The organism is Janthinobacterium lyxosi, assembly GCF_051380665.1.
In the GTDB taxonomy this organism is placed as follows: domain Bacteria; phylum Pseudomonadota; class Gammaproteobacteria; order Burkholderiales; family Burkholderiaceae_D; genus Janthinobacterium.
In genome coordinates, this window is sequence record NZ_JBNYXM010000010.1 from 200,182 (window position 1) to 226,903 (window position 26,722).

Here is a 26,722-nt window from a genome sequence, read left to right on the forward strand (position 1 = left end):
GCTAGCGTTTACGCTTTACGTTGCGCCACGGCATCGACGACGCACAGGGCCGTCATGTTGACGATGCGGCGCACGGTGGCCGACGGAGTCAAAATGTGCACAGGCTTGGCGCAGCCGAGCAGGATAGGACCGACCGCGACGCCGTTGCCGGCCGCTACTTTCACCAGATTATAGGCGATGTTGGCCGATTCGATGTTCGGCATGACGAGCAGGTTGGCGTCGTTCTTCAGTGCCGAATGGGGCATGATTTTTTGACGCAGCTTGCTGTCGAGAGCCGTATCGCCGTGCATTTCGCCGTCGATTTCCAGGTCCGGCGCGCGTTCCTTGATGATGGCCAGGGCGGCGCGCATCTTTTGCGCCGAAGCGCTGTCGCTGGAACCGAAGTTCGAGTGCGACAGCAGGGCCGCGCGCGGCGACAGGCCGAAGCGCGTCATTTCCTCGGCGGCCATGATGGTAATCTCGGCCACCTGCTCGGCGTCCGGGTTTTCGTTGACGTGCGTGTCGACCATCACCAACTGGCGTTCAGGCATGATCAGCACGTTCATGGCCGCGTAGACATTGCTGCCGGCGCGCTTGCCCAGCACCTGGTCGATGTATTTCAGGTGCAGCTGGGTGGTGCCGAAGGTGCCGCAGATCATGCCGTCCGCGTCGCCCTTATGGATCATCATCGAACCGATCAGGGTGTGGCGGCGGCGCATTTCCAGTTTAGCGTATTCCTCGGTGACGCCCTTGCGGCTGGTCATGGCGTAATACGTGTTCCAGTAATCGCGATAGCGCTCGTCGAAGTCCGGGTTGATGACGTCGAAATCGGCGCCTTGTTTCAGACGCAGGCCGAATTTCTCGATGCGCGCTTCCAGCACGGGCGGACGGCCCACCAGGATGGGGCGTGCCAGCTTCTCGTCGACCACCACTTGCACGGCGCGCAGCACGCGCTCTTCTTCGCCTTCCGCGTAGACGATGCGTTTCAGTTCGGCCGGCGTCGATTTCGCTTTCAGGAACAGCGGCTTCATGAAGGTGCCGCTGCGGTAGACGAATTGCTGCAGGCTGTCGGCATACGCTTGCAAATCCTTGATCGGGCGCGTGGCGACGCCCGATTCCTCGGCCGCCTTGGCGACGGCTGGCGCGATCTTGATCAGCAAACGGGGATCGAACGGCATCGGGATCAGGTATTCGGGACCGAACGACAGGTTGCTGATACCGTAGGTGGTGGCCACGATGTCCGACTGCTCGGCATGCGCCAGGTCGGCGATCGCATGCACCACGGCAATTTCCATTTCGCGCGTGATCGTCGTCGCGCCGCAATCGAGGGCGCCGCGGAAGATGTACGGGAAGCACAGCACGTTGTTGACCTGGTTCGGATAGTCCGAACGGCCCGTGGCGATGATGGCGTCGCTGCGCACGGCCTTGACTTCTTCAGGAAGGATTTCCGGATTCGGATTGGCCAGCGCCAGGATCAGCGGGTTCGGCGCCATCTTGCGCACCATGTCTTGCTTCAGCACGCCTGCGGCGGAAACGCCCAGGAAGATGTCGGCGTCCGGGATGATCTCGCCCAAGGTGCGCAGCGGCGTGTCTTGCGCGAAGCGTTCCTTGTCCGGGTCCATCAGTTCCGTGCGGCCCTTGTAGACCACGCCGGCCAGGTCGGTGACGTAGATGTTTTTCAGGGGGAAGCCCAGGTCGACGATCAGGTCCAGGCAGGCCAGCGCCGCGGCGCCAGCGCCTGACACGACCAGCTTGCAATCCTCGATTTTCTTGCCGACAGCCTTCAAACCGTTCAGGATGGCCGCGCCGACGATGATGGCGGTACCATGCTGGTCGTCATGGAAGACGGGAATCTTCATGCGGCTGCGCAACTGGCGCTCGATATAGAAACACTCGGGCGCCTTGATGTCTTCCAGATTCACGCCGCCGAAGGTCGGTTCCAGCGAAGCGATGATATCGACCAGTTTATCCGGGTCCATCTCGTTGATTTCGATGTCGAAGACGTCAATGCCGGCGAATTTCTTGAACAGCACGCCCTTGCCTTCCATCACCGGCTTGGCGGCCAGCGGGCCGATATTGCCCAGTCCCAGCACGGCCGTGCCGTTGGTGATGACGGCCACCAGGTTGCCGCGCGCCGTATATTTATAGGCATTCGCCGGATCGATGACGATTTCTTCGCACGGTGCCGCCACGCCTGGCGAGTAGGCCAGTGCCAGGTCGCGCTGGTTGGTCAGTTGTTTGGTGGGCGTCACGCTGATTTTGCCGGGGCGCGGGCACTCGTGATACTCGAGTGCGGCCAAGCGCAATTGTTGACGCAATTCTTCTTTTTTATCAGATGACGAATCCATGCTGTGCTGCCTTCCTGTTTGGTCGATCGGGTGTTCCGGATTTTATCAGACCGATTCTTTCAATTAGCTAGGTATTTTCCGCTAGCCACAGTCTGATATCACGAAAACGCATAACCTAGCATTGTAAAGCCGTCCGGCGGCACAAACGTCCTGAGCAGGAAAAACTATCAAATTTTAGATTTCAATTAGTTTTTATGATAGACACCGGGAGCACGCCACAGCGGCAATGCCTCGACGGCGCGCTCGATATCGTCCATCTCGTCCGCGCCCAGGGTCGTGTCAAACGGCGCGGACAGGATGCTGCGCATCAGCGCCAGGCGCGTCGTGGCTTGCACCTCATCGATGAAGCGGGTCGTCTCCGCGCAATACTGCGCGCGGCGCAGGGCATCGGCGCCGTCATCGTCGCCGTCGGGATAATAATGGCGGCCGATGTGATGCAGCGACTGCAGCAGGAATTCGATCTCCTGCAGGATGCGCAGCGCATCCTCGCCGGACAACACGATGCGACGGTTGGCGGGCAGCAGGGAGGGTGGCGCAGCCATATCGTCAGCCATGGTGGTACCTCTTTCTCGCGGGGAAAAACCGATAGCCTACGCGATTTTCCCTGCAGGCGACGCCAGCCGCGCCCCCGGCGCGAAGCGCACGGCGATCAACAATAACACCACCACGCCGCCCGCCATCACCATCCAGGCCTGGGCCAGGCTGGATGAGTGCTGGCGGATCAGGCCGGCGATGAAGGGCATGCTGCTGGCGATGATGTAGCCACCGCCCTGCACAAAGCCCAGCAAGGCGCCGGCGCTGGCCGGATCATGCACGTGGTCCATGCTGACGATCAGCGACAGGGGGAACAGCGCGCCGATGCCGCAGCCCAGCAGGATCACGGCGGGCAGCGCCAGTTGGGCGGGCGCCACGATCAGGCAAGCCAGTCCCGCCAGCACGGATAGCAAGACGGACAGCAACAGGATGCGGCGGTCGGGGAAGCGGTGGATGATGCTGGAAATCACCAGTCCCGCCAGCACCTCCACCAGGGTCAGGCCACCGAGCAGCAAGCCGCTGTCGGCGGCGCTCCAGCCCAGTTCCGTGTAAAACGGCGGCAGCCAGGCCAGCACCAGGGTGTATGCACCCGTGCCGATGCCGAAAAACACCATCAGCAGCCAGGCGCGACGACTACCCACGGGCAGGCTGGCGCCCGCGCCGCTGGCCACGTCCACGCGCGAAGCGGCCGCGCGGCGCCACAGCAGGGCGGCGGCCCCGGCAGGCAGCGCCCACAGGGCCAGCAGCGCCTGCCAGCCCAGCGACTGCGCCAGCGGCGAGGCGGACGCGGCGGCGATGGCCGCCCCGCCCATGATGCCCGTCGTGTAAAACCCCATCAACTGGCCCGCCCGCTCGGGGAAATGGCGCTTGATGAAGGCTGGCAGCAAGGCTTGCACCAACGCAATGCCCATGCCGCCCAGGGCTGCCGTGGCGATCAGTCCGCTGCTGCCGTGCAAGGGCCAGCGCAGGGCGCAGGCGGCAGCGATGATGGCGATGCCCAGCGAGATGCCGCGCGCCACGCCCAGGCGGCGCTGCAGTTGCGCGCCCGCCAGCGCGCACACGCCCATGGCGAACACGGGCACGGTGGTCAGCAAGCCCGCGTCGGCATTGCTGATGCCCGTGCTGGCCTGGATGCTGTCGAGCAAGGGGCCGATGGCCGCCAGGATGGGCCGCAAGTTCAAGCCCAGCAGGATGATGGCGGCCACCAGCAGGGCGGACGAGGGCAGTGGGGAAGGTACGGGGCGTTCAACAGGCATGGCAGAGTTGTCCTTGCCTCGCGGGGAGGCACGTGGTTTAATGCGTTACATAATAACTTGATGAAAAGTATCTTAGCATAAAGATAGAAATCTATCTTGATGTCGAGATAAATGCATACGCCATGACGGATACCCCGCAAGAACACGCGCGCGCGCAATTTGCCGCAGCACAATGGCAGCGCGAGCTGCCGCAGATGGATACGCATGCCATGCAACTGGTGGGCCAGCTGGGCACGGTGGCGCAGCTGATGGCGCGCGACTGGCTCAATCCCCTGTTTGCCGAGCACGGTTTGCAACCGGGCGAATTCGACGTGCTGGCCACCTTGCGCCGCTCGGGCACGCCCTACAGCCTGACGCCGACGGCCCTGTACGAAGCGGCCATGCTGTCCTCGGGCGGCATGACCAACCGCATCGACCGGCTGGAAGCGGCAGGCCTGATCGAACGCCAGAAGCACCCGACGGACCGGCGCGGCGTGCTGGTGGCCCTGACGCCCAGGGGCCTGGCATTGATTGAAAAGCTGGTGCTGCTGCACGTGGAGAACGAACGCGCCATGCTCTCGCCTTTGAACGCGGACGAGCAGCGCCAGCTCGACCAGTTGCTGGCCAAGCTGCTGCAGGGCATGGCGCAGGCGAAGAAAGCTTAAGCGAGCAGGCGCGCCAGCTCGCGCAGCGCCGCATTGCCGCGCCGGGCCAGGCGCTGCAGTTCAGCCGGGTCTCGGCTGTCGTACAGGGCCTGGACATGGCCCACGCTGGCCGCGCGCAAGTCGATATCGCTGTCGCGGTCGGGAACCTGGGCGTCGGCTACATGCCCTTCCACCAGGGTCAGGTAGTAATGGCGCGGCTTGCCCCACAAGTTGGCGGAAAATTGCAGCACCAGGCCGCTGTCGAACAGCAGGGCGCCGCTGCGGCCACCCTGCTCGAGCAGCACGCGAAACGCCGGCAAGGGCTGCCGCGCCGCGCGCAGAAAACTGGCCAGTTGCACCTGATAGCCGAGGCCCAGGCCATTCGCGCCCAGCTGGCCGCGCTGCAGATACGCCTTGAACGAGGCCTGCACCGGCCGCCGCCCCCTGCGGAACAGGCGCTCGTCCTCGTACAGGCACAGCTGGCCGCCGTCGCTGACGGCATCGAAGCCGTGCGCCACCAGCTCCTGCGCCTCGAAGCTTGTCAGCCCAACGGCTTGCGGGTCGCGCAGCCAGCCATGGTCTAGCCAGGATTGCAACAGGACGTGAATATCGATGATGGGCATGGTAAGCGGCTCGGCAGTGACAAAGGCCTGTATTGTAGGCCAGCCTATAATAGCCGGGCCACACCATCATTCAACGCACAGACTACGCCATGGCCCCACACGACGCGCTTTCCGAATTCGACCTGATCAAACAATATTTCGTGCGCCAGCGCCCCGGCCGCGCCACCCTGGGCATCGGCGACGATTGCGCGCTGCTCACGCCAAGTGCCGGCAAGCAGATCGCCATCTCCTCGGACATGCTGGTCGAGAACCGGCACTTCTTTGCCGGCGCCGACGCCCGCATGCTGGGGCACAAGAGCCTGGCCGTGAATCTGTCCGACCTGGCCGCCATGGGCGCGCGTCCCGTGGCATTTACCCTGGCCCTGTCGCTGCCGCAAGCCGAGCGTGGCTGGCTGGCCGGCTTTGCCGAAGGCCTGTTTGCGCTGGCCGACGCCTTTGGCTGCGAATTGATCGGCGGCGACACCACCAAGGGTCCCTTAAATATCTGCATCACCGTGTTTGGCGAACTGGCGCCGGGCCAGGCCCTGCGCCGCAGCGCGGCCGTGGCGGGCGACGACATCTGGGTCAGCGGCACGGTGGGCGACGCGCGCCTGGCGCTGGCCGGCTACCGCATGGAACAGGAGCTGGCACCAGCCGACCTGCTGATGGCCGCCGCGCGCATGCACACGCCCTCGCCGCGCGTGGCGCTGGGCTGCGCCCTGGCCGAAGCGGGCCTCGCGCATGCGGCCATCGACATTTCGGACGGGCTGGTGGGCGACCTCGGTCATATATTAAAAGCCTCGCAGGTGGGCGCCACCCTCGACGTCGACGCCCTGCCTGCCGGCCCCGTGCTGGCGCAACAAGCGACCATCCTGCGCCGCCGCTACGCGGCCGCCGGCGGCGACGACTATGAACTGTGCTTCACGGCGCCCCCATCGTCGCGCGACGCCATCGCCGCGCTGGCGACCAGCTGCGGCACACCCGTCACGCGCGTGGGACGCATCGAAGAGCAGGCGGGCTTGCGGCTGGTCGATGCGGCAGGCTTGCCGCTCGATTTGCAGTTATCGTCCTTCGACCACTTCAGCGACTGAGTTAGCGCACTGCCAAGCGCGCCAGCCCCGGCTGGTTCACCATCCAGTAGTGCTGGAAGGCCAGGCGGATGTTGTCGCGCAACTGGGTGTCATCCCACGGTTTCGTGTAAAAACGGTAGATGGCGCCCCGGTTGATCGAGTCGAGCACGGCTTCGAGGCCCGTGTAGCCGGACAGGATGATGCGGATGGTTTCCGGGTACAGTTCCTTGACCTTGCTCAAGAACTCCGTGCCGCTCATGCTGGGCATGCGCTGGTCGCAGACGATGACGTGCACGCGGTGCAGGGCCAGCATTTCAAACCCTTCGGCCGGCGTGCTGGCCGTGAGGATGTGATAGCCCTCGGGGCGGAACAGGCGGTGCAGCGACGACAGCACGTTGACGTCGTCATCGACGATGAGCAGGGTTTGCGCCGGCTGGGCAGCCGGGTCGTGGCCGGGCGGCAGGCCGGCGCCGGCGACGATCATCTGCCCCAGTTCCAGTGCCGGCAGGGCGCGGCTGAAATAAAAGCCCTGGATCTCGTCGCAGCGGTTGCGCCGCAGGTATTCCAGCTGGGGGCGCGACTCCACGCCCTCGGCCACCACGCTCAGTTTCAGGCTGTGCGCCATGCTGACGATGGCCAGCGCGATGGCCGCATCGTTCGGGTTGCTGGTGATGTTGCGCACGAAGGCGATGTCGATTTTGAGCTTGTCGATGGGGAAGCGCTGCAGATACGCCAGGCTCGAGTAGCCGGTGCCGAAATCGTCGATGGCCACCTTCACGCCGATTTTTTTCAATTTGCCCAGCACGACGATGGTGCGTTCGGCATTCGACATCAGCGCCGTTTCCGTCAGCTCCAGCTCCAGCAGTTCCGGCGCCACGCCTTGCTGCGCCAGCGCGCGCGTCACCTCGCCTTCCAGGTCGCCTTCGGCAAACTGGCGGCTTGAGACGTTCACGGCCACGTGCACGAGCCCCACTTCGCTGTCGCGCCACTCGGCGATCTGGCGGCAGGCGGCCTGGATCACCCAGGTGCCCACGCGCACGATCAGGCCCGTGTCTTCCAGCACGGGCACGAATTCGGCCGGCGCCACCAGGCCGTAGCCGGGGCGGCGCCAGCGCAGCAGCGCTTCGACGCCGCTGATGCGGCCCGTGCGCAAGTCCACTTTCGGCTGGTAGTACAGGATGAATTGCTCGTGTTCGAGCGCATGGCGCAGCGCCAGTTCCAGATCCAGGCGCGCCAGCACCTGCACGTTCATGCCGGCCGTGAAAAAGCGGTAGCCGTCGCGCCCCGCCTGCTTGGCGCCACCCATGGCCGTATTCGCGTACTTGATCAACGTTTCCGGATCGGTAGCGTCGTCCGGATACATGGCGATGCCGATGCTGGCCGTCAGGGTAGCCGCATGGCCGCGCAAGTCGAACGGCGCGCGCAAGGCTTCGCGCACCTGGTTGGCCACCGCCACGGCTTCCTGCTGGTTGCGGCTCATGGTCAGGATCAACGCGAATTCGTCGTTGCCCAGGCGCCCCACCGTGTCGCGCAGGCGCACGCATTCGACCAGGCGGTTGCTGAACTGGCGCAGCAGTTCGTCGCCCAGCGCCGCGCCCAGGGTGTCGTTGATGCTTTTAAAGCGGTCCAGCGCGATGAACAGCACCACGATGCGCCAGCTTTTCTCCTGCGCCAGTTCGACGGCCTGGGCCAGGGTCTGGTAAAACAGGCTGCGGTTCGGCAGCCCCGTCAAGCCATCGTAATGGGCCAGGTGCTTCAGGCGTTCCTGCGCCTGGCGCCGTTCGCTGATGTCACGCGCCACGGCGATCAGCAGCAGGCCGCCCGTGGATTGCCCGCCCGCCACGGGCGCTTGCGCATACCAGTGCCAGCCCAGTTCCACGGGCACCAGGCTCAGGTCGCGCCGCACCAGTTCGCATTCCGTCACTTCCGTGGCCAGGTGGGCCGGGCCACCCGGCAGCGCGGCCAGGGGTGGGGCCGGCGGCGACGGCAGCAAGGTGCCGGGCGCCAGCGCCAGCAGTTCAGCGCGCGTATAGCCGAGCAGCCGGCAAGCGCCGTCGTTGATGTCGACCAGGGTCATGCCCTGCACGTCGACGAGGAAGATGGCGTCGGTGGTGGCGTCCATGGCGCCGCGAAAGCGCTGCAGTTCGGCCGTGCGCTGGCCCACCGTGCGTTCGAGCAAGGTGTTGTAGTGGCGCGCGGCGCGGTGCAGCAACCGCACTTCGAGCATGTTGCGGATGCGCGTGAGCACTTCGAGCGCGTCAAACGGCTTGCTGATGAAGTCGCGCGCTCCCGCTTCCAGCGCGGCCAGCTTGGCGTCCGGGTCGGCGGCGATCACCAGCACGGGCAGATAGCCTTCCAGCTCCAGCGGACGCAGCGCATCCATCACGGCATAGCCGCTCATGCCGGGCATGACCAGGTCGAGGATGATCAGGTCAAACTGATGGCGCTGGTGCAGGCCGGCCACGGCGCGCGCGTCGAGGGTGCTGGTGATGGCCGTGTAGCCGCCGCTTTCCAGCAGATGCTCGAGCAGGCGCAAATTGACTTCCTGGTCGTCGACGATGAGAATTTTCGCCGCATAGATATCGGCCTGGCTGATCATGCCGCGCCCGTTCCCTTCTGCCGGCGCTGCTGCGCCACATAAGCCAGGGTACTGTTGATCGCCTCGGTAAATTCATCGAGGTTGATCGGCTTGGTCAGATAGCGGTAAAAGCCCAGCGCCATGCTGCGCTCCACATCGCCCGGCATGGCATTGGCCGTCAGGGCGATGACGGGAATGTGCGCCGTGCGCGGATCGGCGCGCAGCAGTTTCAGGGCGTCCGTGCCGTTCACATTTGGCAGGTTGATGTCCATCAGGATCAGCTGCGGCAGGTGCGTGCGCGCCATTTCCACGCCCAGGCGGCCATCCGTTGCCGTCAACAGCTGCAATTGCGGGCAGTAGCGCACGATTTCCTCGACCAGGGTCAGGTTGGCGGGATTGTCTTCCACGTATAGCAAGGTGACGGGGGCGCTGTGCTCGAGCAGCGCCCCGGCCAGATCCGGCCGCGGCAAGGCCGGGGCCACGGGTACGGGCAAGGCATCGACCACGCGCAGCTCGATCCAGAAAATGCTGCCCTCGCCGGGCGCGCTGGCCACGCCGATGCTGCCATCCATCAGCTCCACCAGACGCTTGGTGACCACCAGGCCGATGCCGCTGCCTTCTTCCGTGCCGCCTTCCTGCCCCAGCCGGTTGAAGGGCTGGAACAGCAGCGCCAGCTGTTCGGCATCGAGGCCCACCCCCGTATCGCGCACGCTGATACGCACCCGCCCGCCCGCCTGCGGCGCGCAATCGATGGCCACCTGCCCCTGCTCGCGGTTGTACTTGAGCGCATTCGACAGCAGGTTCAATAAAATCTGCTTGAGGCGCGTGCGGTCGGCCAGCACGTTGAGCGGACAGGCATCCGGGAAGGCCATGCCGATGCCGCGCTGGCTGGCCAGCGGCGCGATCATGTCGCGGCATTCCTGCAAGATGGCGTCCAGGCCCACCGGTTCGAGCGACAGGCTGACCGTGCCCGATTCCACCTTCGCCAGGTCGAGGATTTCATTGATCAAGGTCAGCAAATGGCGCCCCGATTTCAGGATATGGCCGGCGAACTCCTTCTTTTGCGCCAGGGTCGACGGCAGGCGGTCGGAACTGAGGATTTGCGCAAAGCCCAGGATGGCGTTCAGGGGCGTGCGCAATTCATGGCTCATCGACGACAGGAACGCCGACTTGGCATAGTTGGCGCTGCGCGCCTCCTCCATCGCCATGGCCAGTTCGCCATTCGTCATTTCCAGCTGCATCGTGCGCTCGTGCACGCGCACTTCCAGTTCCTGGTTCAGGCGCATGACTTCCTGCTGCGCCTGGGTGCGTTGCTCGCCTTCGCGCGCCAGTTCACCGTTCGAGCGCTCCAGCGCCTGCGTGCGCAGCTCGATTTCGGCCAGCATCTTGTTGAAGGAATCGACCAGCTGCGCCACTTCGTCGTCGCTGAGCTTGCGCGCGCGGCGCGAGTAGTCGCCCGTCTCGATCACTTCGCGCGCCACGTCGGCGATATCGAGGATGGGCTGCGTGATGACGAAATCGAGGCGGCGCAGCAGCAGCAAGGCCACCAGCAGCGCCAGCACCGTCACGCCCAGCGCGATGGCCAGGTAATCGGCCGTGCGGCCGGCCAGCTCATAATCGGCGCGCAGATACACGGTGCCCAGCAGTTCGCCATTGTCGACGATGGGCTTGAACAGTTCCATCGAACTGCCCTGGATGTTTTCGCCTTCCTTGCCCGCCTTTGCCGGCAGCTCGCCCACGCGCTCATTCGCGCGGTAGCTGGCGAACAGGCTGCCGTCGGCCTTGTACAGAGCGCCGGCCGTCACGCGCGGGCGGATGCGCATCAGGTTGAGGTTTTCCAGCGCCAGGCGTTCGTCGTCGAAGGCCAGCGCGGCCGAACTCATGTGTCCCAGCAGCTCGGCCTGGGTACTGATATCGGCCACCAGGTTGCGGTGGTAGGCGCGCAAGTCGTAGGCGACGATGGTGCCCAGCGAAATGACGAGCGCCACCAGGGCGGTCAGCAAGACCACCGACATCAGTTTGTGGCGGATGGAACGCAGTCTGATCATCTAGGCGCCCCCCGTTTGCACGCGATAGGCGGCCAGCAGCATGCGCGCGCTGATGCGGATATGCGCCTGCGCCACGGGTTTCAGGGCCACGTCGAAGCGCACCTTGTCTTCGGCCATCACAAAATTGATCATGCTGCCCATCGCATAGACCTCATCCGAATCGGACACCGTCAACAACGCCAGGCCACGGCTGGCGGCCAGCATCTCCTGCAGGGCCGTTTTCTCCAGTGCACCCAGGTACAGCACGTGCAGTCCGGCCAGCGCTTCGCCGCGGCGCACTTTTTTCACTTGCACGGCGCGGCCGTTGACGCTATGCCCGGCCACGCTCTGTTCGAGCTGTTCGGCCAGCGCATCGGCGCCCGCCACGCCGATCACCAGCGGAGAGTCGGGCCGGGCAAAGCTGCCGTCGGGCCACTCGACATAGCCGGCAAACTTGTACAGATACGCGGCCTTGACCTGGCGCTCCAGCTCCCCCGGCACCTGCGCCCGCGCATCGGCGCACAGCACGCCCAGGAGCAGCAATAGCCAGCCCCAGCGGAGGGAGCGGCGAGCAGCGCCGCGCGCGGGGCGGCGCAAGGGGCCAGGATGACACCACCAGGTCCAGTTCAGAATTGCCATGACAACCGAGTAAAGATAATGCATACGACGACGCAGCACCATGCCGCGTGCCTATTCGGGCGATGCGCACCAGGGCGGCGCAGCAACAGCCCGCCTGCCGGCCCGAAGTGGTAGCAAATGTATAAAAGAGTGTACGCATTTTCGCTGTTACCGGGGAAAGTTTCTTTTACCGTTGGCCATGCTACAGTCTTGCCACCCTTCCACCGCATGCAGGAGTCATCCATGAGCAACGCACTCGTCCCCCTCTCCACCGCAGTTGGCCTGGCCTTGCAGGCGAAGGGCCTGCTGCTGGCCACGGCCGAGTCGTGCACGGGCGGCGGCGTGGCCCAGGCCGTCACCGATATCTCAGGCTCGAGCGTCTGGTTCGAACGGGGCTTCGTCACCTATTCCAACGGGGCCAAGAGCAGCATGCTGGGCGTGCCCGCCGAGCTGATCGCCGCACACGGCGCCGTCAGCGAGGAAGTGGCCGCCGCCATGGCGCAAGGCAGCCTGGCCCACAGCGAGGCCCAGGTGGCCGTCTCGACCACGGGTATCGCCGGCCCCACGGGCGGCGTGCCCGGCAAGCCCGTCGGCACCGTCTGCTTCGGCTGGGCCATGCACGGGCGCGTGCAGACGCAGCGGCTGGTGTTTGCCGGCGACCGGCAAGCCGTGCGCGAACAGGCCGTCGTCCATGCCTTGCAGGGACTTTTGCGATTCATCAACTGATCTCGGCGATGCAGGCGCGGTCGCGGCCCGCCTGCTTGGCCGCATACAGGGCGCTGTCGGCGCGCATCAGCAACTCGTGGCGGCCGGCGCCATGGCGCGGATACTCGGCGATGCCGGCCGAAAAGGTGCAGCCCGTCAAGCTGTGCGGCGCCTGCCGGATCAGCAACTGGCGGTAGCGCGCGGCGATATCGTCGATCTTGTGCGCAGCGATGTTGCTGTCGGCTTCGCGCAACAGCAGGCAGAACTCCTCGCCGCCATAACGGCAGACCATGTCGCTGCCGCGCAGCTGGCTCTCCACCAGGCGCGCGAACTGGATCAGTACTTCATCGCCAAAGTTATGCCCGTAGGTGTCATTGACGCGCTTGAAGAAATCCAGGTCGATGATGGCGATGGCCACGGGCGCATCCGCGTCGGCCGCGTGCAGGATGGCATTCAGGCAGGTTTCAAAATGGCGGCGGTTGTACAGACCCGTCAGGTGGTCGCGCATGGCCTGCTCCTTCAGGCTGTCCTGCAAGGAATTGACATGCAGGATCTGGTGCGCCAGTTCGCGGTTCAGGTGCTCGAGCTTGACGTTTTCCGTCTCGCGCGCCGCCTGCAGCTCCAGCGCCTTGTCGCGCTCGGCCTTCAGGCTGTGCATTTCCTTTTCCAGGTTGCGCATCAGGCTGCGCGAGGCGCGCGCCGACTTGCTGCTGGCCTCGAACGCGGCCTGGTATTGCTGCAAAAAGCCGTACGCCGCCTGCCATTCGCCCAGCTGGGCATTGATCTCGGCCAGCCCGCGCAAGATCTGCTGCTGGTGAAACGGATTGCGCGTCCAGCTCAGCAGGCTGTGCGCCTGCGTCAGGGACGCCAGCGCCTGCGCCGTCTGGCCCGCATGCAAGTCCAGCTTGCCGCGCACCAGCCACGCGTGCATCTGCTCTTCCAGGTCCTGGCCGCGGCGCGCATATTCTTCGGCCCGCAACAGCAATTGCAAGGCGCTCTCGGGCTGCTGCAGCAAGATGGCCGCGTGGGCGGCGATGCAGAACAAAAAGGCGCGGATGGCCAGGTCTTCTTCCGGCCACTCATAAAACGGTTCCACCAGCGCCAGCGCCTCGGCCGGCTTGCCGGTGGCCAATAAACACATGGCCAGGTTGGCCGAAACGATGGTTTGCTGGTATTTCAGCTTTTGCGTGCCGATGATCTCGAGCGCCTCGACCAGCAGGGGGATGGCGTCTTCATCGTTGCCCAGGTCATGCTGCGATGACGCCAGGTTCGACAAGCTGTTGACCCGGTGCGCGGGACTGCCGAAACGTTCGGCGATATCGAGCGCCAGCAAAAAATTGCGCGGGCCGTCCTGCGTATCGCCACGGTTCAGGGCATCGACGCCCAGGCGCGCGTACAACATGAACTTGTGCAAGGAATCGGGTATCTGCGCGGCCTGGCTGCGCGCCTGCAGGAAGTGCTGTTCGGCATCGGCAAAATCACCGCGCCGGCTCGCATACGCGCCCTGCAAGGCGGCCACTTCCATGCCCCCTTCCAGGTCGCCGCTGTGCTGGAAATACGCACGCAGGCGCTCGCACGATGGCTCGGCCTCGCCCGCGTAATACGCCAGCCAGCAATGATTGAGTTCCGCATACGCGCCACCGCGCGCATACTGTTGTCGTTGCGCCGCCGCCAGCGCCATCTGCGCCAGCCGGCGTGCCTGGCGGCGGTTACCGACCAGGCAAGACAGGGCTTGCTGATTCAGACGGTCAATGTCGGCTTTATCGAGACTGGAGATCGGCACTGCGTCCTCGTTCACACTCTGGGGTGGATTTTTCACACAAAACTTGCTCTGTATCAATGGTATCCTGATTAACATCATAACCAGATTCGCTGTTCCGCATGGCATATTTGCAAAGGATTGTGGTAAAAATGCCAGTCGTGGCCTGGCCTGGCGCCCGCGCCGCTGTCACGGATCTTTGATTGTCACTGACGCAACAACTTGGAGTAGTCGCAATGCAAAACACGGTACATTTCATCCTGCAGGGCAAGGGCGGCATCGGCAAGACCCTGGTCTCGACCCTGCTGGCCCAGTGGATAGGCGGCAAGGACGACACGCCTTTGCGCTGCTATGACACCGATCAGGAGAACGCCACTTTTTCGCGCTACAAGGCGATGAACGTCAAGCATGTGCCCGTGATGACGGATGCCCGCAACATCGACCCGAAACGCTTCGACGCGCTGATGATCGACATCCTCGACACAGACGGCAACTGCGTGATCGACAACGGCGCGAATACGTTTTCGCCGTTGATGGGCTATCTGCTGGAAAACGACTGTTTCTCGCTGCTGGAAGAATCGGGCCGCAAGGTGTACATCCACACCATCGTCGGCGGCGGCGACACCCTGCACGACACGGCCACGGGTTTTGTCGCCACGGCGCAATCGACGAAAGTGCCGCTGGTGCTGTGGCAAAACGAACACTTCGGCCTGCTGCAATCGGCCTCCGGTAAACAATTCGTCGAATCGCAGTCGTATGCCGACAACCGCGCGCGCGTCAAAGGCAGCATCACCTTGAGCCAGCGCAATCCCGACACCTTCGGCGCGGACGTCAAGAAAATGAACACGGCACGCCTGACGATGCAGGAAGTGCTGCAGAACGACAAGTTCAACATCATGGAAAAACAGCGCATCAAGGTCGTCTACCGCGACATCTTCGAACAACTCGACAAGGTGCAATGGTAGATGGACCAGCACAAACTGCGCAGCCACGTGTTCGACAAGACGGGCATCAAGGTCGACGTGGACGACCCGATATTCGCCCTGGTGGCGCTGAACGAAGCGGTGCTGGCGGAAACCGTCGGACGCCAGCTGGCCCTGCTGGACGCCGCCACGCAAGCGCTGGCGGCGCAGGCGCGCGCGGCGGGCGGCTTGCCGGCCTTGCCGGCGGCAGCCATGGCCCAGCCCGCGCCGCAAGCGCCCGGGTCTGCTGCCCCCATATTTACGCCGCGCGAATGGCGCTTGCTGGGCGCGGCCGCCATCGTCTCCATCGCCTGCGCGCTGCTGGTGCTGGGCGGCGCGGCCCTGCTGTATAAACTGTAGCACCGACCGTAGCACCGTCGCGCTGCGCCAGCCACGAGCGAGCCGCAGCGTCTTCCCCCACCCTAGCCTGGAAGCATGCATGAAACCGATCAAACTGTTGGCCATTCCCGCCCTGATGCTGTCGCTGTACGGTGCCCCGCTCACCCTCGCCCACGCCGCCGGTGCGGCCGTCGCGACGGCAGCCACGGCCGTGCCAAATGTTACCTACGAAAAATACACGCTGCCGAATGGCCTCGACGTGATTCTCGTGGAAAACCATAAATTACCCGTCACGGCCGTCAATGTCTGGTACCACGTGGGTCCGGCGAATGAAGCGCCGGGGCTGACGGGCTTTGCGCATCTGTTCGAACACATGATGTTTGCCGCCACCAAGCACGTGCCGCGCGGCATGGCCGACCAGTTGCTGGAAGGCGCCGGCGCCACCGATTCGAACGGCAGCACGGATTTCGACCGCACCAATTATTTCGACACGGTGCCATCGAACCAGCTGGAACTGGCCCTGTGGGCCCATTCAGACCGCATGGGCTATCTGCTGGACGTGCTCGACCAGACGGCACTGACGAACCAGCAGGACGTGGTGCGCAACGAACGCCGCCAGAGCGTGGAAAACGCACCGTATGGCATTGTGCAGGAAGCCCTGTACCACCAGCTGTTCCCGAAGACCCACCCGTATTACGCCAGCGTCATCGGTTCGCATGCGGACATCCAGAACGCGAAACTGGCCGACATCAAGGAATTCTTTAGCAAATACTATGGTCCCAACAACGCCAGCCTGGTGATCGCCGGCGACATCGACAAGGCGAAGACCAAGGAACTGGTCAAGCAATACTTTGGCAGCTTCAAGAGCGGCCCCGCCGTGCCGAAACCCGATGTGGTGACGCCACCCATCACGCAGGAACGCCGCGTCGTGGTGCAGGACCGGGTCGAGTTGCCGCGCGTCTTCATGGCCTGGCTGACGCCGTCCGCCTACGCCAAGGATGACGCGGAGCTGACGATGGCGGCGCAGATCCTGGCCGGCGGCAAGTCCAGCCGTCTGTACAAGTCCTTGGTGTACGACAAGCAGATTGCGCAGGACGTGGGTGCCAGCCAGAGCTCGAACGCCCTCACCTCCGTGTTTACCATCGACGTGACGGCGCGCCCCGGCCACCAGCCCGAGGAAATCGAGCAAGCCATGCAGGCGGAGCTGGAGCAATTGCGCGCCAAGGGACCCACCGGGAAGGAATTGGAACGGGCCCGCAACAGCATCGAGACGAGCATGCTGAGCCAGGTGGAAAAAGTCGGCGGCAACGCCAACATGATGAACCAGTACAACCAGTACCTGGGCGACCCCGGCTACCTGCCCAAGGATATCGAACGCTACCGCCAGGTGACGGCGGCCGGCCTGCAGCGCGCCGTCGATACCTATCTGAAAAACCAGGCGCGCGTGGTGGTGTATGGCGTGCCGGGCACGCCGGACCTGGGCGCGGAAGTGCCGACGCCGGCACCGGGCAAGGTCAAGGCGGCGCCGGGCACGGCCATCAATACGGACGAGCCATGGCGCAGTGCCGTGCCGAAGGCCGGGCCCGCGCCAAAGATCGTGCTACCGCAGGCGACGTCCTTCACCCTGAGCAATGGTTTGACCGTGATCCACAATTACAACCCGGCCGTGCCGCTGGTGTCGACCCAACTGGTGGTGAAAAGCGGCTCGGGCGCCAATCCGTTGGCGCAGCCGGGCTTGGCGGGCTTTACGGCGCAATTGCTGCAGGAAGGCACGGCCACGCGCAGCGCGCCGCAGATCGCCGACGACGTGGCGCAACTGGGTGCCTTCCTCGGCACCGGTTCCGGCGCGGATGCTTCGTTCGCCCAGCTGACGTCGCTGAAAACCACCTTCCCGCAAGCGCTCGACGTGCTGGCCGACGTGGTGCAGCACCCGCAATTCCCCTCGGCCGAAGTGGAACGCCAGCGCGCCAGCCGCATCGGCGAACTGGCGCAGCAGCGCGAAAACGCGGGGGCCGTGGCGGCCCGCGTGGAAGCGGCGGCCCTGTATGGCCCGCAACATCCGTACGGCACCATCCAGCTGGGCACGGAAGCGGCCCTGAAGGCCACCACCCGCGCCGACCTGCAGGCGTTCTGGCAGCAACATTATGTGCCCAACAATGCGGCTCTGATCGTCTCGGGCGATATCGGCGCTGCGGAATTGAAGGCGCTGGCCGAAGCCAAGTTCGGCAGCTGGAAGGCGGGCACGGTAGCGCCGTCCGTGACAGCGGCGCCGTCCACGACGAAAGCCAGGCTGATCCTGGTCGACAAACCGGGCGCGCCGCAGACGGCCGTGCGCCTGTCGACCATCGCCGTGGCCCGCACGACGCCCGACTATGCGCCGCTGCAAGTGATGAACGCGGCGCTGGGCGGCTTGTTTACGAGCCGGCTGAGCAATAATTTGCGCGAGGAAAAGGGCTACACGTATGGCGTGCGCTCGCAATTCCAGTACCGCAGCCAGCCGGGGCCGTTCTCCATCGCCGCAGGCGTGCGCACTGACGTGACGGGTCCGGCCGTGGCGGAAACCTTCAAGGAAATCCGCGCCATGATCGCCAAGCCGTTAACGGCCAAGGAATTGTCGAATGCGCGCAATTCGCAGGTACTGTCGCTGCCGGGCCAGTTCGAGACGAATGCCAGCATCAGCGCCAGCATGGCCAACACGTATATCTACGGCCTGGGCCTCGACTACTACGCGACCCTGCCGCAGCGCTTTGCCGGCGTCACGGACAAGCAGGTGCAGCAGGTGGCAAAGAAATACCTGCAGCCGGAAAAGCTGATCGTTATCGGCGTGGGCGACAAGGCGAAGATCGCCCCGCAATTGACCAAGCTGAAACTGGCACCGGTGGAATTGCGCGACGCGGAGGGCAAGGTCAAATAAGACTAGCGGCGCTTGAACAGCGCCAGCTTGTCGATGAACGCCGCCACGGCCACCCCGGCCGTGTAGGCGATCAAGTCGGCCCAGCCGAAGGTGGAACCCAGCACCAGGTGCCCCAGGGGATGCGCGCGCAGCGCGACGATCCATGGCGCCTGGTACAACTGGCCACATTCGACGGCAAAGCAGATCAGCAGCGAATACAGCGCCAGCTGCCACGTGCGCATGCGCGTGGCGAAGGTGCCCAGCGCAAAGACGATCATCATGGCCCACAGGGCGTCGCCCGGATACTTGCCGAGCGCGGCGGGAAGGAATTGGGGATAGGCGCGCGAGGCCAGGCCCAGTGCAATGACAGCCACGGTCGCGCCCACCTGCAGCAGGCGGCGGCGTTCAGGTTTTACCAGGAACATATTTCCATTCAAAGGCACAATACGGGCCGAACCATTACGGCCCGTCCGATATTGTACTGCGCGGCCGCATCCGGCTGCAGCCTATCGCATCAACCCAGGTCGACATGCTGCGCCAGGAAATCAAGGAAAACGCGCACGCGCAGCGGCACATGCCCGCCTTGCCCCACGAAGACGGCATGCACTTCCTCGCTGTCGCCCGGGTTGAACTCTTCCAGCACGGCATGCAAGCGGCCCGCCGCGATATCGGCGCGCACCTGGAAGGCGGCCAGACGCGCCAGCCCCAGTCCCGCCAGCGCCAGTTGCCGCAAGGCTTCGCCATCGCTGGCTTGCGCATTGCCCGTGACCGGCACGACGACGTCACCCTCGGGCAGGCGCAGCGGCCAGCCCGAGCGGGCGCGCACATAATTGGCGTCCAGCAGATTGTGCGATGGCAGCTCGGCCGCCAGCAGCGGCGTGCCGTGCCGCGCCAGGTAGCTTGGCGCCGCCACGATCAGCATGCCCGTCTGGCCCAGCTTACGCGCCAGCAAGTTGGAGCTTTTCAGCGGGCCAGCCCGCACGGCCACGTCCGTACGCTGCTCGAGGATATCGACTACGGCATCGGTGAGCACGATGTCGAGCGTCACCTCCGGATAGCGTTCCAGGAACAGGGGCGCCAGCGGCAGCAGGAAATGCTGGCCGAACGGCACGTTCGCATTGACCCTGATCTTGCCGCGCGGCACATCCTGCACGCCCGCGCAGCGCTCGGCCTCATCCAGGGCTGCCAGCACGTGCATCCCCCGTTCGTACAGGCTGCAGCCCTCTGCCGTCAACTGCAGCTGGCGCGTGGAGCGGTTCAACAGGCGCGCCCCCAGGCGCTCTTCCAGCCGCGCGACGAGCTTGCTGACGGCCGACGGCGTCATGCCGCAGGCGCGCGCGGCGGCGGAAAAACCGCCCAGCTCGACCACGCGCACAAACACTTCCAGCTCGCCGGAACGATTGACATCCAGTCTGGCCATTGTGAATTCAACTCATAAATGTTCTTCGATGAGATAGTCTAGTGCATAAATGGTTTTGCTTTCATCATGCAAATATTCCCCCTTGATGAAGCGAACCGCCATGCAACGATTTTCCATCCTCCCCGCCACCCTGTTGAGCCTGGCACTGAGCACAAGCCCTGTCCAGGCCGCCAGCGCCGATACCGCCTGGCTGGCCAGCTGGACGGCCAGCCCGCAAGCCGTCTGGGGCGCCGATTTCCTGCTCCCCAGCAATGTGCCCGCCATGCTGCGCGGGCAAACCGTGCGCCAGGTGGCGCGCATCAGCGTGGGCGGCCCGCGCGTGCGCATCGTGCTGTCGAATGCGTATGGCAAGGTGCCGCTGCGCATCGGCGCGGCTACCGTGGCCCTGGCAGAGAACGGTTCGGCGATCCGCCCGGACAGCCTGCGCACACTGACCTTTGCCGGCCAGCCCTCGGCCACTGTGGCGCCGGACGCGCCTCTGGTCAGCGACCCCGTCGCGCTGTCCGTGCCGGACTTGGCCCGCCTGACGGTGAGCGTCCACCTGCCGCAGGCCAGCCCCGTCTCCACGTTTCACTGGGATGGCCGCGAGACGGCGTGGATCGCCCGGCATGACCAGACGCGGGTCGCACGCATTGATGACGCACCCGGCGTGCAGACCACCACGGCGCGCCTCTTGCTCAGTGCAATCGAGGTGGAAGCGGCGCCGGCCGCGCAAGCGGTGGTCATCCTCGGCGACTCGATTACCGATGGCGCCAGCGCCAGCCTGGGGAAGGATACGCGCTGGCCCGACGTGCTGGCAGAACGCCTGGCGCCGCAGAGCGTGGCCGTGATCAATGCGGGCATTTCCGGCGGGCGCCTGCTGGCCGATGGCATGGGAGCCAATGCCCTGGCGCGTTTTGAGCGCGACGTGCTGCTGCAACCGGGCGTGCGCTCGGTCGTCGTCTTGTTGGGGATCAATGACATCAGTTGGCCCGGCACGGCATTTGCGCCACGGGAAAAGCGTCCCACCCTGGAAGAATTGACGGCCGGCTATGTCCAGCTGATCGCCCTGGCGCGCAGCCGCGGCGTGCGCGTGGTCGGCGCCACCTTGACGCCGTTCGCAGGCGCCCTGCCCGGCACGCCGCTGAACGACTATTATCAGCCGGAAAAAGATGCGCTGCGCCAGCAACTGAACGCCTGGATACGCGGCAGCGGCCATTTTGACGCCGTACTCGACTTCGACTCCTGGGTGCGCGACCCTGCCCATCCGCTGCGCCTGCTGCCCGCCTACGACTCGGGCGACCACCTGCACCCGGGCGACGCAGGCAACCGGGCGCTGGCGGAAGGAATCGATCTGTCGCTACTGCTTAATAATAGTAAAGATCAGTCGCCCAAACCCGCGTACAGGGCCGTGCTCAGGTAGCGCTCGCCGAACGACGGGATGATGGTGACGATGGTCTTGCCCGCGTTTTCCGGACGGCGCGCCACTTGCAGGGCGGCCCACAGGGCAGCGCCCGACGAGATGCCGACCAACAAGCCTTCATCGCTGGCGGCCAGGCGCGCCGTGGCGAACGCATCGTCGCTCTTGACGCAGATGATTTCATCGTAGATGGTCGTGTTCAAAATCTGCGGCACGAAACCGGCGCCGATGCCCTGGATCGGGTGCGGTCCTTTCGTGCCTTTCGACAACATCGGCGACGCTTCCGGTTCCACGGCGATCACTTGCAGGCCGGGCTTGCGTTCCTTCAGCACTTCGCCGATGCCGGTGATCGTGCCGCCCGTGCCCACGCCGGCGACGACGATGTCGACTTGCCCATCCGTGTCGCGCCAGATTTCCTCGGCCGTCGTGGCGCGGTGAATGGCGGGATTAGCCGGATTGTTGAATTGCTGCAGCATCAAATAGCGCGGATCGGCCGCGACCATTTCCTCGGCCTTGCGGATGGCGCCCAGCATGCCTTCGCTGCCCGGCGTGAGCACCAGCTCGGCGCCATAGGCGCGCAGCAGAATGCGCCGTTCGCGGCTCATGGTGTCGGGCATGACCAGGGTGCAGCGGTAGCCGCGCGCGGCGCACACCATGGCCAGCGCGATGCCCGTGTTGCCGCTGGTAGGCTCGACGATGACGGTATCGGGATGGATCTTGCCCGCTGCTTCAGCAGCGACGATCATGGACAGGCCGATGCGGTCCTTGACGCTGTGCGCGGGATTGTAGAATTCGAGTTTGGCCAGGATGGTGGCATTGCAACCGGCGGCGATGCGGTTGATGCGCACCAGGGGGGTGTTGCCGATCAGTTCAGTGACGTCGTTGGCGATGTTCATGGAAGGAATCTCCGCTATTTCAAGAAACCCCAGTCTACCGCTTTTAGCGGCAGCGCGAGCATGCGCCGCCGCCAAAGTGAACAATTACTTAACGTCCAGCAATTCCACGTCGAAGATCAGTGCCGAGTTCGGCGGAATGTCGCCATTGCCGGCGCCGCGCGGACCATACGCCAGTTCGCCTGGAATGATCAGGGTGCGCTTGCCGCCCACTTTCATGCCAGCCACGCCCTGGTCCCAGCCCTTGATGACCATGCCCTTGCCGAGCGGGAAGTCAAACGGGCCACGGCCCACGGAGCTGTCGAACTTCTTGCCGCGCGAATCTTTCGCCAGGGGACGGTACAACCACCCCGTGTAGTGCACGGTGACGGCATTGCCGGCGGACGCTTCCTTGCCCGTGCCGACCTTGTTGTCGATCAGGATCAATTTATCGGCGACAGGGCCGGGGCTCAGCGAGACGGCGGAGGCGGGAACAGGCGCTGGCGCCTGTGCCTGCGCCAGCGACGCGGCGACGGAGCAGATCAGGGCAAACAAAACGGAGCTACGCGTCATGATGTATTCTTTCAGTGAGTTTCGGTGAGATCCCTGCGCCAGCCAACCGGCAGGGAAGGCCAATAATAGCAAACCGCCGCAACGATAGGAAAAACTTGTCGCCCGATGCACATTGCCCCCGTCTGTTTTACGCGCTATGGCCCGACGCGGCCACGCGCGCGGCGCTGGTCGCCTGGCAGGCGCTGCTGGACGGCAAGCCCGTGCGCCCCGACAAACTACACCTGACCCTGGCCTTCCTGGGGCAGCGCCCGGCCAGCGATGTGCCGGCCCTGCTCGACATCCTGGCGCACATGCCGGCGCGCGCCATGCCCCTGATATTCGATCATGCCAGCCACTTTACCAAGCTGGCGCTGGCCTGGGCCGCGCTGGCGCAGCCCTCGCCCGCCCTGCTGGACTTGCGCGCGGCCTGCATGCACGGCCTGGCCGAACAGGGATTGGCGCCCCGTTTCGAGCACGACCGTTTTACGCCGCACGTGACCCTGGCGCGCCAGGCGCCGCCGCCGGCCATCGGCGACTGCGCGCCCATCGCCTGGCAGGCGGATGAACTGGTGCTGGTGGAATCGCTGAAAAGCAGCGGCGACTACCGCATCCTGGCCAGCAGAAGGCTGACCTAAGCAGCGTGACTCAGGCAGCGTCCGGCACTGGCACTGGCGCCGCGGCAAGTTTGTCTTGGCGCAAGCTTTTCAGCGCATGCGCGGCCGCCACCATGCCGAAGCTGGCCGTCACCACCACGCTGGAACCGAAGCCGGCGCAATTCAAGCCCGTCACGCCGGCGGGCGTGCTGCCATCGATGGCGCACGCTTCCGCACTCTCGGGCGTGCTCAACGGTTCCATGGAAAACACGGCATCGACGTTGAATTTGTTTTTCACGCCACGCGGGAAACCATATTCGGTACGCAACAGCTTGCGTACCCGCTTGAGCAGCGGCTCCTGCTCCGTTTTCGACAAATCGCGCACGGCGATCAGGGTCGGGTCCGTCTGCCCGCCCGCGCTGCCGATGGTCAGCATGGGCAGATTGCGCGCGCGGCAATATGCGATCACGGCCGCCTTGGCCTTGGCATTGTCGATGGCGTCGACCAGATAGTCGAAATCGCGCCCGCCCAGCAACTGCTCCAGATTATCGGGGGTAATAAAATCCTCGATCTGCGTGACCTGGCACAATGGGTTGATCAGTTCGATGCGTTCGGCCAGGGCCGTGATCTTGGCCTTGCCGATGGTGTCGCTCATGGCCTGGATCTGGCGATTGATGTTCGATTCGGCAACATTATCCAGGTCGATCAGGGTCAGGCGGCCGATGGCGCTGCGCGCCAGCGCTTCGACGATCCAGGAACCGACGCCGCCCACGCCGATCACACACACGTGGGCGGCGCGGAAGCGTTCCAACACCGGGGCGCCATACAGGCGGGCAATGCCGCCGAAACGCCGTTCAAAATCGATCTCGGTCAAGTCCATGGAAATTAGTTCATTGGTAGAGGTATGCATGGCGCCATTTTAACGGACACTGCGCTGGCGGATATTCTAAAATAGCCGAATTGACACAGCGACAAGCCGCATTGTCGCCGCGCCCCCACACCGCCCACCACGAGAACTCGCCATGACCTCTCCCCTGTTCGACTCCGTTCCCGGCTTTGACCAGCCCATCGCCGTGCTCAAGCATTGCCACGACAAGATCCGCAAGCAGCTGACGACCCTGCAAAACCTGCTGGGCCATCTGGCGCAGCACGGCAACACGCCGGACGCGCAGCAGGCGGCCAAGGCGGTGTTGCAATATTTCAATAAAGCCGCCCATCTGCACCATGACGATGAAGAGCAAGACTTGATGCCCATGCTGCAGGCGACCGCCACGGGCGAGGACGCGGCCCTGCTGGCGACCCTGGTGCCGGAAATCCTGGCCGACCACTTGCGCATGGACCAGGCCTGGCTGACCCTGCGCCCGGAACTGGACGCCATCGCGGCCGGCACAGGCACGCAGCTGTCCGCCGATGGCGTGCGCGATTACGATGCCGCCTACCAGGCCCACATGGCCAAGGAAGAAGGACAACTGGCGCCCATGGCCAAGCGCCTGTTCAGCACGCAGCAGATGGAGCAGCTGGGCACGGCCATGCAGCGCCGCCGCGGCATCGCGCCAGAAGTGCCGGACGCGGCCGCCGTGCTGGCAGCGATGCGTACCGATTACGTGCAATCGAGCCTGAGCGAGACGGACGTACTGGCCGATCCCATCGCCCAATTCCAGAAATGGTTTGCCGAAGCCGTCAAGGCCCAGGTGATGGAGCCGAACGCGATGGACTTGTCCACCGTCAGTCCCGACGGCAAGCCCAGCTCGCGCATCGTGCTGATCAAGCAGTTTGACGAACGCGGCTTTACCTGGTACACGAATTACAACAGCGACAAGGGCCAGCAGCTGGAACACAACCCGCATGCCGCCCTGCTGTTCTTCTGGCGCGAGCTGGAACGGCAAGTGCGCATCGAGGGCACGGTGGTGAAAACCACGGCGGCCGAGAGCGATGAGTATTTCAATGTGCGCCCTCTGCAAAGCCGCTTGTCGGCGATAGCCTCGCAGCAAAGCGCCCCCATCGCCGACCGGGCCGCGCTGGAAAGCCATTACGAGGCCGTGGCCGCCGCCCTCGGCGATGCGCAGCCGCCGCGCCCGGCCCACTGGGGCGGTTACCGCTTGCAAGCGGAACGCATCGAATTCTGGCAGGGGCGCCGTTCGCGCTTCCACGACCGCATCGTGTTTACGCGCGGTGCTGACGGGCAATGGAGCATGCAGCGTTTGCAACCTTAAGCGCGCAGTCAAGGCGGCACAAAGCAAGCTGGTCAATATAGGTGTAGGCTATGCGGGTAGAAGTTACTAAATAACATTGTTTCTCAATTTACAGCCCCAGCTGGGGTTGCTGCATTGGAGGCCATTTTGTTTGTACAAAACCAACTCAAGTCCTGGGTCGCCAGCATCCGCAGCAAGACCGCCTTGCCGCTCCGCATAGAATTGTGGAATGGCCAGCATGTTGACCTGTCCAGCGAAACGCCGCGCGTCACCATCCGCCTGCCGACCGTCGCCTCGGCACGCTATCTGCTCAATCCGTCGCTGGCCAACCTGGGCTCGGCCTATGTGGAAGGCAATATCGAAGTCAGGGGCACGGCCCAGGACATGATTTCCATCTGCAATGCGCTGGCGCGCAATACCCTGAAACCGGAAGGCAAGCTGGCCCGCATCGTGCGCAGCTTTACGCACGACAAGAGCAAGGATGCCGAAGCCATCCGCTACCACTACGATGTGTCGAATGCCTTCTATGAACAGTTTCTCGACCCCGCCCTCGTGTATTCCTGCGCCTATTTTGAAGACGGTGATGAAACGCTGGCGCAGGCGCAGATCAAGAAGATCGACCATATCCTGAAGAAAATCCAGCTGCAGCCGGGCCAGACCCTGCTCGATATCGGCTGCGGCTGGGGCGCGCTCGTGATCCGTGCCGCACAGCAATATGGCGCCCGCTGCGTGGGCGTGACCCTGTCGGAAAACCAGTACGCGCTGGCGCGCGAGCGCGTGGCGGCGGCCGGCCTGGCGCACCTGGTCGAGATCCGCCTGCAAGACTACCGCGACGTCACGGGCCAGTTCGACCGCATCACCAGCGTGGGCATGTTCGAGCATGTGGGCCTCAAGCATTTGCCCGAGTACTTTTCCATCATCAACAAGCTGCTGGCGCCGGACGGCATGGCGATGAACCACGGCATCACCTCCACCGACCCGGAGAATGGCGAAACGCCATATGGCGGCGGCGAATTCATCGAAAAATATGTGTTTCCGCACGGAGAGCTGGCGCACATCGGCAATGTACTCAAGACCATGCAGCAAGGGGGACTGGAAGTGCTGGATGTGGAAAACCTGCGCCGCCACTATGCGCGCACCTGCGCCCTATGGACGGAGAATTTCGAAGCCCATGCCGAGCAGATCCGCCCGCTGGCGGGCGAACGGCGCTTCCGCATCTGGCACGTCTACCTGGCCGGCTGCGCGTATGCCTTCGAGCAAGATTTGATCAGTCTGTACCAGATCGTTTGCGTGAAGGCGGGCCGGCGCTCCGCCACCCTGCCCTGGTCGCGCAACTACATGTATGCGCGGGACGCCAGGCCCGTGCTCACGACCTGACAGGTGCGCGCGGCGCTGGGGGCT

Annotated in this window: 23 protein-coding genes; 10 read left to right on the forward strand and 13 right to left on the reverse strand. The window is 64.4% G+C overall.

Going from position 1 to position 26,722, the window contains the following annotated elements:
- Positions 1–8: 8 nt before the first annotated feature.
- From ACQ4WP_RS13250 to ACQ4WP_RS13260, 3 genes are all read right to left on the reverse strand, one after another.
- Entirely contained in the window at positions 9–2,327 is a 2,319-nt protein-coding gene (locus tag ACQ4WP_RS13250; RefSeq protein ID WP_436521267.1) for an NADP-dependent malic enzyme, read from the reverse strand.
- A 185-nt stretch (positions 2,328–2,512) separates the two neighbouring features.
- Complete coding sequence (locus ACQ4WP_RS13255; protein WP_436521269.1) at positions 2,513–2,881, reverse strand: hypothetical protein; 369 nt, start codon at positions 2,879–2,881, stop codon at positions 2,513–2,515.
- 36 nt (positions 2,882–2,917) lie between these two features.
- The gene (locus ACQ4WP_RS13260) at positions 2,918–4,117 is read right to left on the reverse strand and encodes an MFS transporter (protein WP_436521271.1); all 1,200 of its coding nucleotides are present in this window, start codon (positions 4,115–4,117) and stop codon (positions 2,918–2,920) included.
- Between the two features lie 122 nt (positions 4,118–4,239).
- Between ACQ4WP_RS13260 and ACQ4WP_RS13265 the strand changes: the two genes are divergently transcribed.
- Positions 4,240–4,761 (forward strand): MarR family winged helix-turn-helix transcriptional regulator, encoded by a 522-nt coding sequence (locus tag ACQ4WP_RS13265; protein ID WP_436521273.1) that lies wholly within the window; start codon positions 4,240–4,242, stop codon positions 4,759–4,761.
- Here ACQ4WP_RS13265 and ACQ4WP_RS13270 read toward each other — a convergent pair.
- Complete coding sequence (locus ACQ4WP_RS13270) at positions 4,758–5,363, reverse strand: hypothetical protein (protein ID WP_436521275.1); 606 nt, start codon at positions 5,361–5,363, stop codon at positions 4,758–4,760. The genes ACQ4WP_RS13265 and ACQ4WP_RS13270 overlap by 4 nt on opposite strands.
- Positions 5,364–5,452: 89 nt before the next feature.
- On the opposite strand from ACQ4WP_RS13270, the gene thiL reads away from it, so the two are divergent.
- Positions 5,453–6,433, forward strand: a complete 981-nt coding sequence (thiL, locus tag ACQ4WP_RS13275) for a thiamine-phosphate kinase (RefSeq protein ID WP_436521277.1) — start codon at positions 5,453–5,455, stop codon at positions 6,431–6,433.
- A 1-nt stretch (position 6,434) separates the two neighbouring features.
- On the opposite strand, the gene ACQ4WP_RS13280 is transcribed toward thiL, so the two are convergent.
- Genes ACQ4WP_RS13280 through ACQ4WP_RS13290 form a run of 3 tightly spaced genes read right to left on the reverse strand, consistent with a single transcriptional unit; the run spans position 6,435 to position 11,656 of the window.
- Positions 6,435–9,011: an EAL domain-containing protein gene (locus ACQ4WP_RS13280; protein WP_436521279.1), complete on the reverse strand. Its 2,577-nt coding sequence runs from the start codon at positions 9,009–9,011 to the stop codon at positions 6,435–6,437.
- On the reverse strand, positions 9,008–11,038 hold the full coding sequence (locus tag ACQ4WP_RS13285; RefSeq protein WP_436521281.1) for a sensor histidine kinase, YfiR-like protein-associated: 2,031 nt from the start codon (positions 11,036–11,038) through the stop codon (positions 9,008–9,010). The genes ACQ4WP_RS13280 and ACQ4WP_RS13285 overlap by 4 nt, the downstream gene beginning before the upstream one ends.
- On the reverse strand, positions 11,039–11,656 hold the full coding sequence (locus tag ACQ4WP_RS13290; RefSeq protein ID WP_436521283.1) for a TOL_0243 family YfiR-like periplasmic protein: 618 nt from the start codon (positions 11,654–11,656) through the stop codon (positions 11,039–11,041).
- A 222-nt stretch (positions 11,657–11,878) separates the two neighbouring features.
- Here ACQ4WP_RS13290 and ACQ4WP_RS13295 point away from each other — a divergent pair, with 222 nt between their 5' ends.
- Positions 11,879–12,361, forward strand: coding sequence for a CinA family protein (locus ACQ4WP_RS13295; protein ID WP_436521285.1), 483 nt, complete (start codon positions 11,879–11,881; stop codon positions 12,359–12,361).
- On the opposite strand, the gene ACQ4WP_RS13300 is transcribed toward ACQ4WP_RS13295, so the two are convergent.
- Positions 12,354–14,123, reverse strand: coding sequence for a GGDEF domain-containing protein (locus tag ACQ4WP_RS13300; RefSeq protein ID WP_436521287.1), 1,770 nt, complete (start codon positions 14,121–14,123; stop codon positions 12,354–12,356). The two genes, ACQ4WP_RS13295 and ACQ4WP_RS13300, sit on opposite strands and share 8 nt — an antisense overlap.
- Positions 14,124–14,335: 212 nt before the next feature.
- Here ACQ4WP_RS13300 and ACQ4WP_RS13305 point away from each other — a divergent pair, with 212 nt between their 5' ends.
- The 3 genes from ACQ4WP_RS13305 to ACQ4WP_RS13315 all read left to right on the forward strand — a co-directional run bounded on the left by ACQ4WP_RS13305 (position 14,336) and on the right by ACQ4WP_RS13315 (position 18,314).
- Positions 14,336–15,064 carry a P-loop NTPase family protein gene (locus ACQ4WP_RS13305; protein ID WP_436521289.1) on the forward strand — a complete coding sequence of 243 codons (729 nt, stop codon included), beginning with the start codon at positions 14,336–14,338 and terminating at the stop codon, positions 15,062–15,064.
- A complete protein-coding gene (gene traM, locus ACQ4WP_RS13310; protein ID WP_436521291.1) occupies positions 15,065–15,421 on the forward strand; it encodes a conjugal transfer transcriptional regulator TraM in 357 nt (118 codons plus the stop codon).
- A 79-nt stretch (positions 15,422–15,500) separates the two neighbouring features.
- Positions 15,501–18,314: a M16 family metallopeptidase gene (locus ACQ4WP_RS13315; RefSeq protein ID WP_436521293.1), complete on the forward strand. Its 2,814-nt coding sequence runs from the start codon at positions 15,501–15,503 to the stop codon at positions 18,312–18,314.
- Positions 18,315–18,316: 2 nt separating this feature from the next.
- Here ACQ4WP_RS13315 and ACQ4WP_RS13320 read toward each other — a convergent pair whose 3' ends face one another.
- Together ACQ4WP_RS13320 and ACQ4WP_RS13325 are read right to left on the reverse strand one after the other, a co-directional pair.
- Positions 18,317–18,718 (reverse strand): ribosomal maturation YjgA family protein, encoded by a 402-nt coding sequence (locus tag ACQ4WP_RS13320; protein ID WP_436521295.1) that lies wholly within the window; start codon positions 18,716–18,718, stop codon positions 18,317–18,319.
- Between the two features lie 89 nt (positions 18,719–18,807).
- Entirely contained in the window at positions 18,808–19,713 is a 906-nt protein-coding gene (locus ACQ4WP_RS13325) for a LysR family transcriptional regulator (protein WP_436521297.1), read from the reverse strand.
- A gap of 100 nt (positions 19,714–19,813) precedes the next feature.
- Between ACQ4WP_RS13325 and ACQ4WP_RS13330 the strand changes: the two genes are divergently transcribed.
- The gene (locus ACQ4WP_RS13330) at positions 19,814–21,115 is read left to right on the forward strand and encodes an SGNH/GDSL hydrolase family protein (protein ID WP_436521299.1); all 1,302 of its coding nucleotides are present in this window, start codon (positions 19,814–19,816) and stop codon (positions 21,113–21,115) included.
- Here the strand turns inward: ACQ4WP_RS13330 and cysK are convergent.
- Both cysK and ACQ4WP_RS13340 read right to left on the reverse strand, forming a co-directional pair.
- Positions 21,076–22,008: a cysteine synthase A gene (gene cysK / locus ACQ4WP_RS13335; protein WP_436521301.1), complete on the reverse strand. Its 933-nt coding sequence runs from the start codon at positions 22,006–22,008 to the stop codon at positions 21,076–21,078. The two genes, ACQ4WP_RS13330 and cysK, sit on opposite strands and share 40 nt — an antisense overlap.
- An 84-nt stretch (positions 22,009–22,092) precedes the next feature.
- The gene (locus ACQ4WP_RS13340) at positions 22,093–22,557 is read right to left on the reverse strand and encodes an FKBP-type peptidyl-prolyl cis-trans isomerase (protein ID WP_035822462.1); all 465 of its coding nucleotides are present in this window, start codon (positions 22,555–22,557) and stop codon (positions 22,093–22,095) included.
- A gap of 95 nt (positions 22,558–22,652) precedes the next feature.
- Here ACQ4WP_RS13340 and thpR point away from each other — a divergent pair, with 95 nt between their 5' ends.
- Positions 22,653–23,171, forward strand: coding sequence for an RNA 2',3'-cyclic phosphodiesterase (gene thpR, locus ACQ4WP_RS13345; RefSeq protein WP_436521303.1), 519 nt, complete (start codon positions 22,653–22,655; stop codon positions 23,169–23,171).
- Positions 23,172–23,181: 10 nt separating this feature from the next.
- Here the strand turns inward: thpR and ACQ4WP_RS13350 are convergent, their stop codons facing one another.
- A complete protein-coding gene (locus ACQ4WP_RS13350; RefSeq protein ID WP_436521305.1) occupies positions 23,182–24,039 on the reverse strand; it encodes a tRNA threonylcarbamoyladenosine dehydratase in 858 nt (285 codons plus the stop codon).
- A gap of 112 nt (positions 24,040–24,151) precedes the next feature.
- On the opposite strand from ACQ4WP_RS13350, the gene pdxH reads away from it, so the two are divergent.
- Entirely contained in the window at positions 24,152–25,342 is a 1,191-nt protein-coding gene (pdxH, locus tag ACQ4WP_RS13355) for a pyridoxamine 5'-phosphate oxidase (RefSeq protein ID WP_436521307.1), read from the forward strand.
- Between the two features lie 126 nt (positions 25,343–25,468).
- Positions 25,469–26,698 (forward strand): class I SAM-dependent methyltransferase, encoded by a 1,230-nt coding sequence (locus ACQ4WP_RS13360; protein WP_436521309.1) that lies wholly within the window; start codon positions 25,469–25,471, stop codon positions 26,696–26,698.
- Positions 26,699–26,722 lie beyond the last annotated feature (24 nt).

Bases quoted from the DNA above. Each gene is read 5' to 3' on its own strand.
- ACQ4WP_RS13290 (WP_436521283.1), bottom strand. From the start codon at position 11,656: ATGGCAATTCTGAACTGGACCTGGTGGTGTCATCCTGGCCCCTTGCGC.
- ACQ4WP_RS13265 (WP_436521273.1), top strand. From the start codon at position 4,240: ATGACGGATACCCCGCAAGAACACGCGCGCGCGCAATTTGCCGCAGCA.
- ACQ4WP_RS13270 (WP_436521275.1), bottom strand. From the start codon at position 5,363: ATGCCCATCATCGATATTCACGTCCTGTTGCAATCCTGGCTAGACCAT.
- thiL (WP_436521277.1), top strand. From the start codon at position 5,453: ATGGCCCCACACGACGCGCTTTCCGAATTCGACCTGATCAAACAATAT.
- ACQ4WP_RS13325 (WP_436521297.1), bottom strand. From the start codon at position 19,713: ATGGCCAGACTGGATGTCAATCGTTCCGGCGAGCTGGAAGTGTTTGTG.
- ACQ4WP_RS13295 (WP_436521285.1), top strand. From the start codon at position 11,879: ATGAGCAACGCACTCGTCCCCCTCTCCACCGCAGTTGGCCTGGCCTTG.
- ACQ4WP_RS13250 (WP_436521267.1), bottom strand. From the start codon at position 2,327: ATGGATTCGTCATCTGATAAAAAAGAAGAATTGCGTCAACAATTGCGC.
- ACQ4WP_RS13260 (WP_436521271.1), bottom strand. From the start codon at position 4,117: ATGCCTGTTGAACGCCCCGTACCTTCCCCACTGCCCTCGTCCGCCCTG.
- ACQ4WP_RS13255 (WP_436521269.1), bottom strand. From the start codon at position 2,881: ATGGCTGACGATATGGCTGCGCCACCCTCCCTGCTGCCCGCCAACCGT.
- ACQ4WP_RS13315 (WP_436521293.1), top strand. From the start codon at position 15,501: ATGAAACCGATCAAACTGTTGGCCATTCCCGCCCTGATGCTGTCGCTG.
- ACQ4WP_RS13285 (WP_436521281.1), bottom strand. From the start codon at position 11,038: ATGATCAGACTGCGTTCCATCCGCCACAAACTGATGTCGGTGGTCTTG.
- ACQ4WP_RS13330 (WP_436521299.1), top strand. From the start codon at position 19,814: ATGCAACGATTTTCCATCCTCCCCGCCACCCTGTTGAGCCTGGCACTG.
- ACQ4WP_RS13350 (WP_436521305.1), bottom strand. From the start codon at position 24,039: ATGCATACCTCTACCAATGAACTAATTTCCATGGACTTGACCGAGATC.
- cysK (WP_436521301.1), bottom strand. From the start codon at position 22,008: ATGAACATCGCCAACGACGTCACTGAACTGATCGGCAACACCCCCCTG.
- ACQ4WP_RS13280 (WP_436521279.1), bottom strand. From the start codon at position 9,011: ATGATCAGCCAGGCCGATATCTATGCGGCGAAAATTCTCATCGTCGAC.
- ACQ4WP_RS13320 (WP_436521295.1), bottom strand. From the start codon at position 18,718: ATGTTCCTGGTAAAACCTGAACGCCGCCGCCTGCTGCAGGTGGGCGCG.
- ACQ4WP_RS13340 (WP_035822462.1), bottom strand. From the start codon at position 22,557: ATGACGCGTAGCTCCGTTTTGTTTGCCCTGATCTGCTCCGTCGCCGCG.
- pdxH (WP_436521307.1), top strand. From the start codon at position 24,152: ATGACCTCTCCCCTGTTCGACTCCGTTCCCGGCTTTGACCAGCCCATC.
- ACQ4WP_RS13305 (WP_436521289.1), top strand. From the start codon at position 14,336: ATGCAAAACACGGTACATTTCATCCTGCAGGGCAAGGGCGGCATCGGC.
- traM (WP_436521291.1), top strand. From the start codon at position 15,065: ATGGACCAGCACAAACTGCGCAGCCACGTGTTCGACAAGACGGGCATC.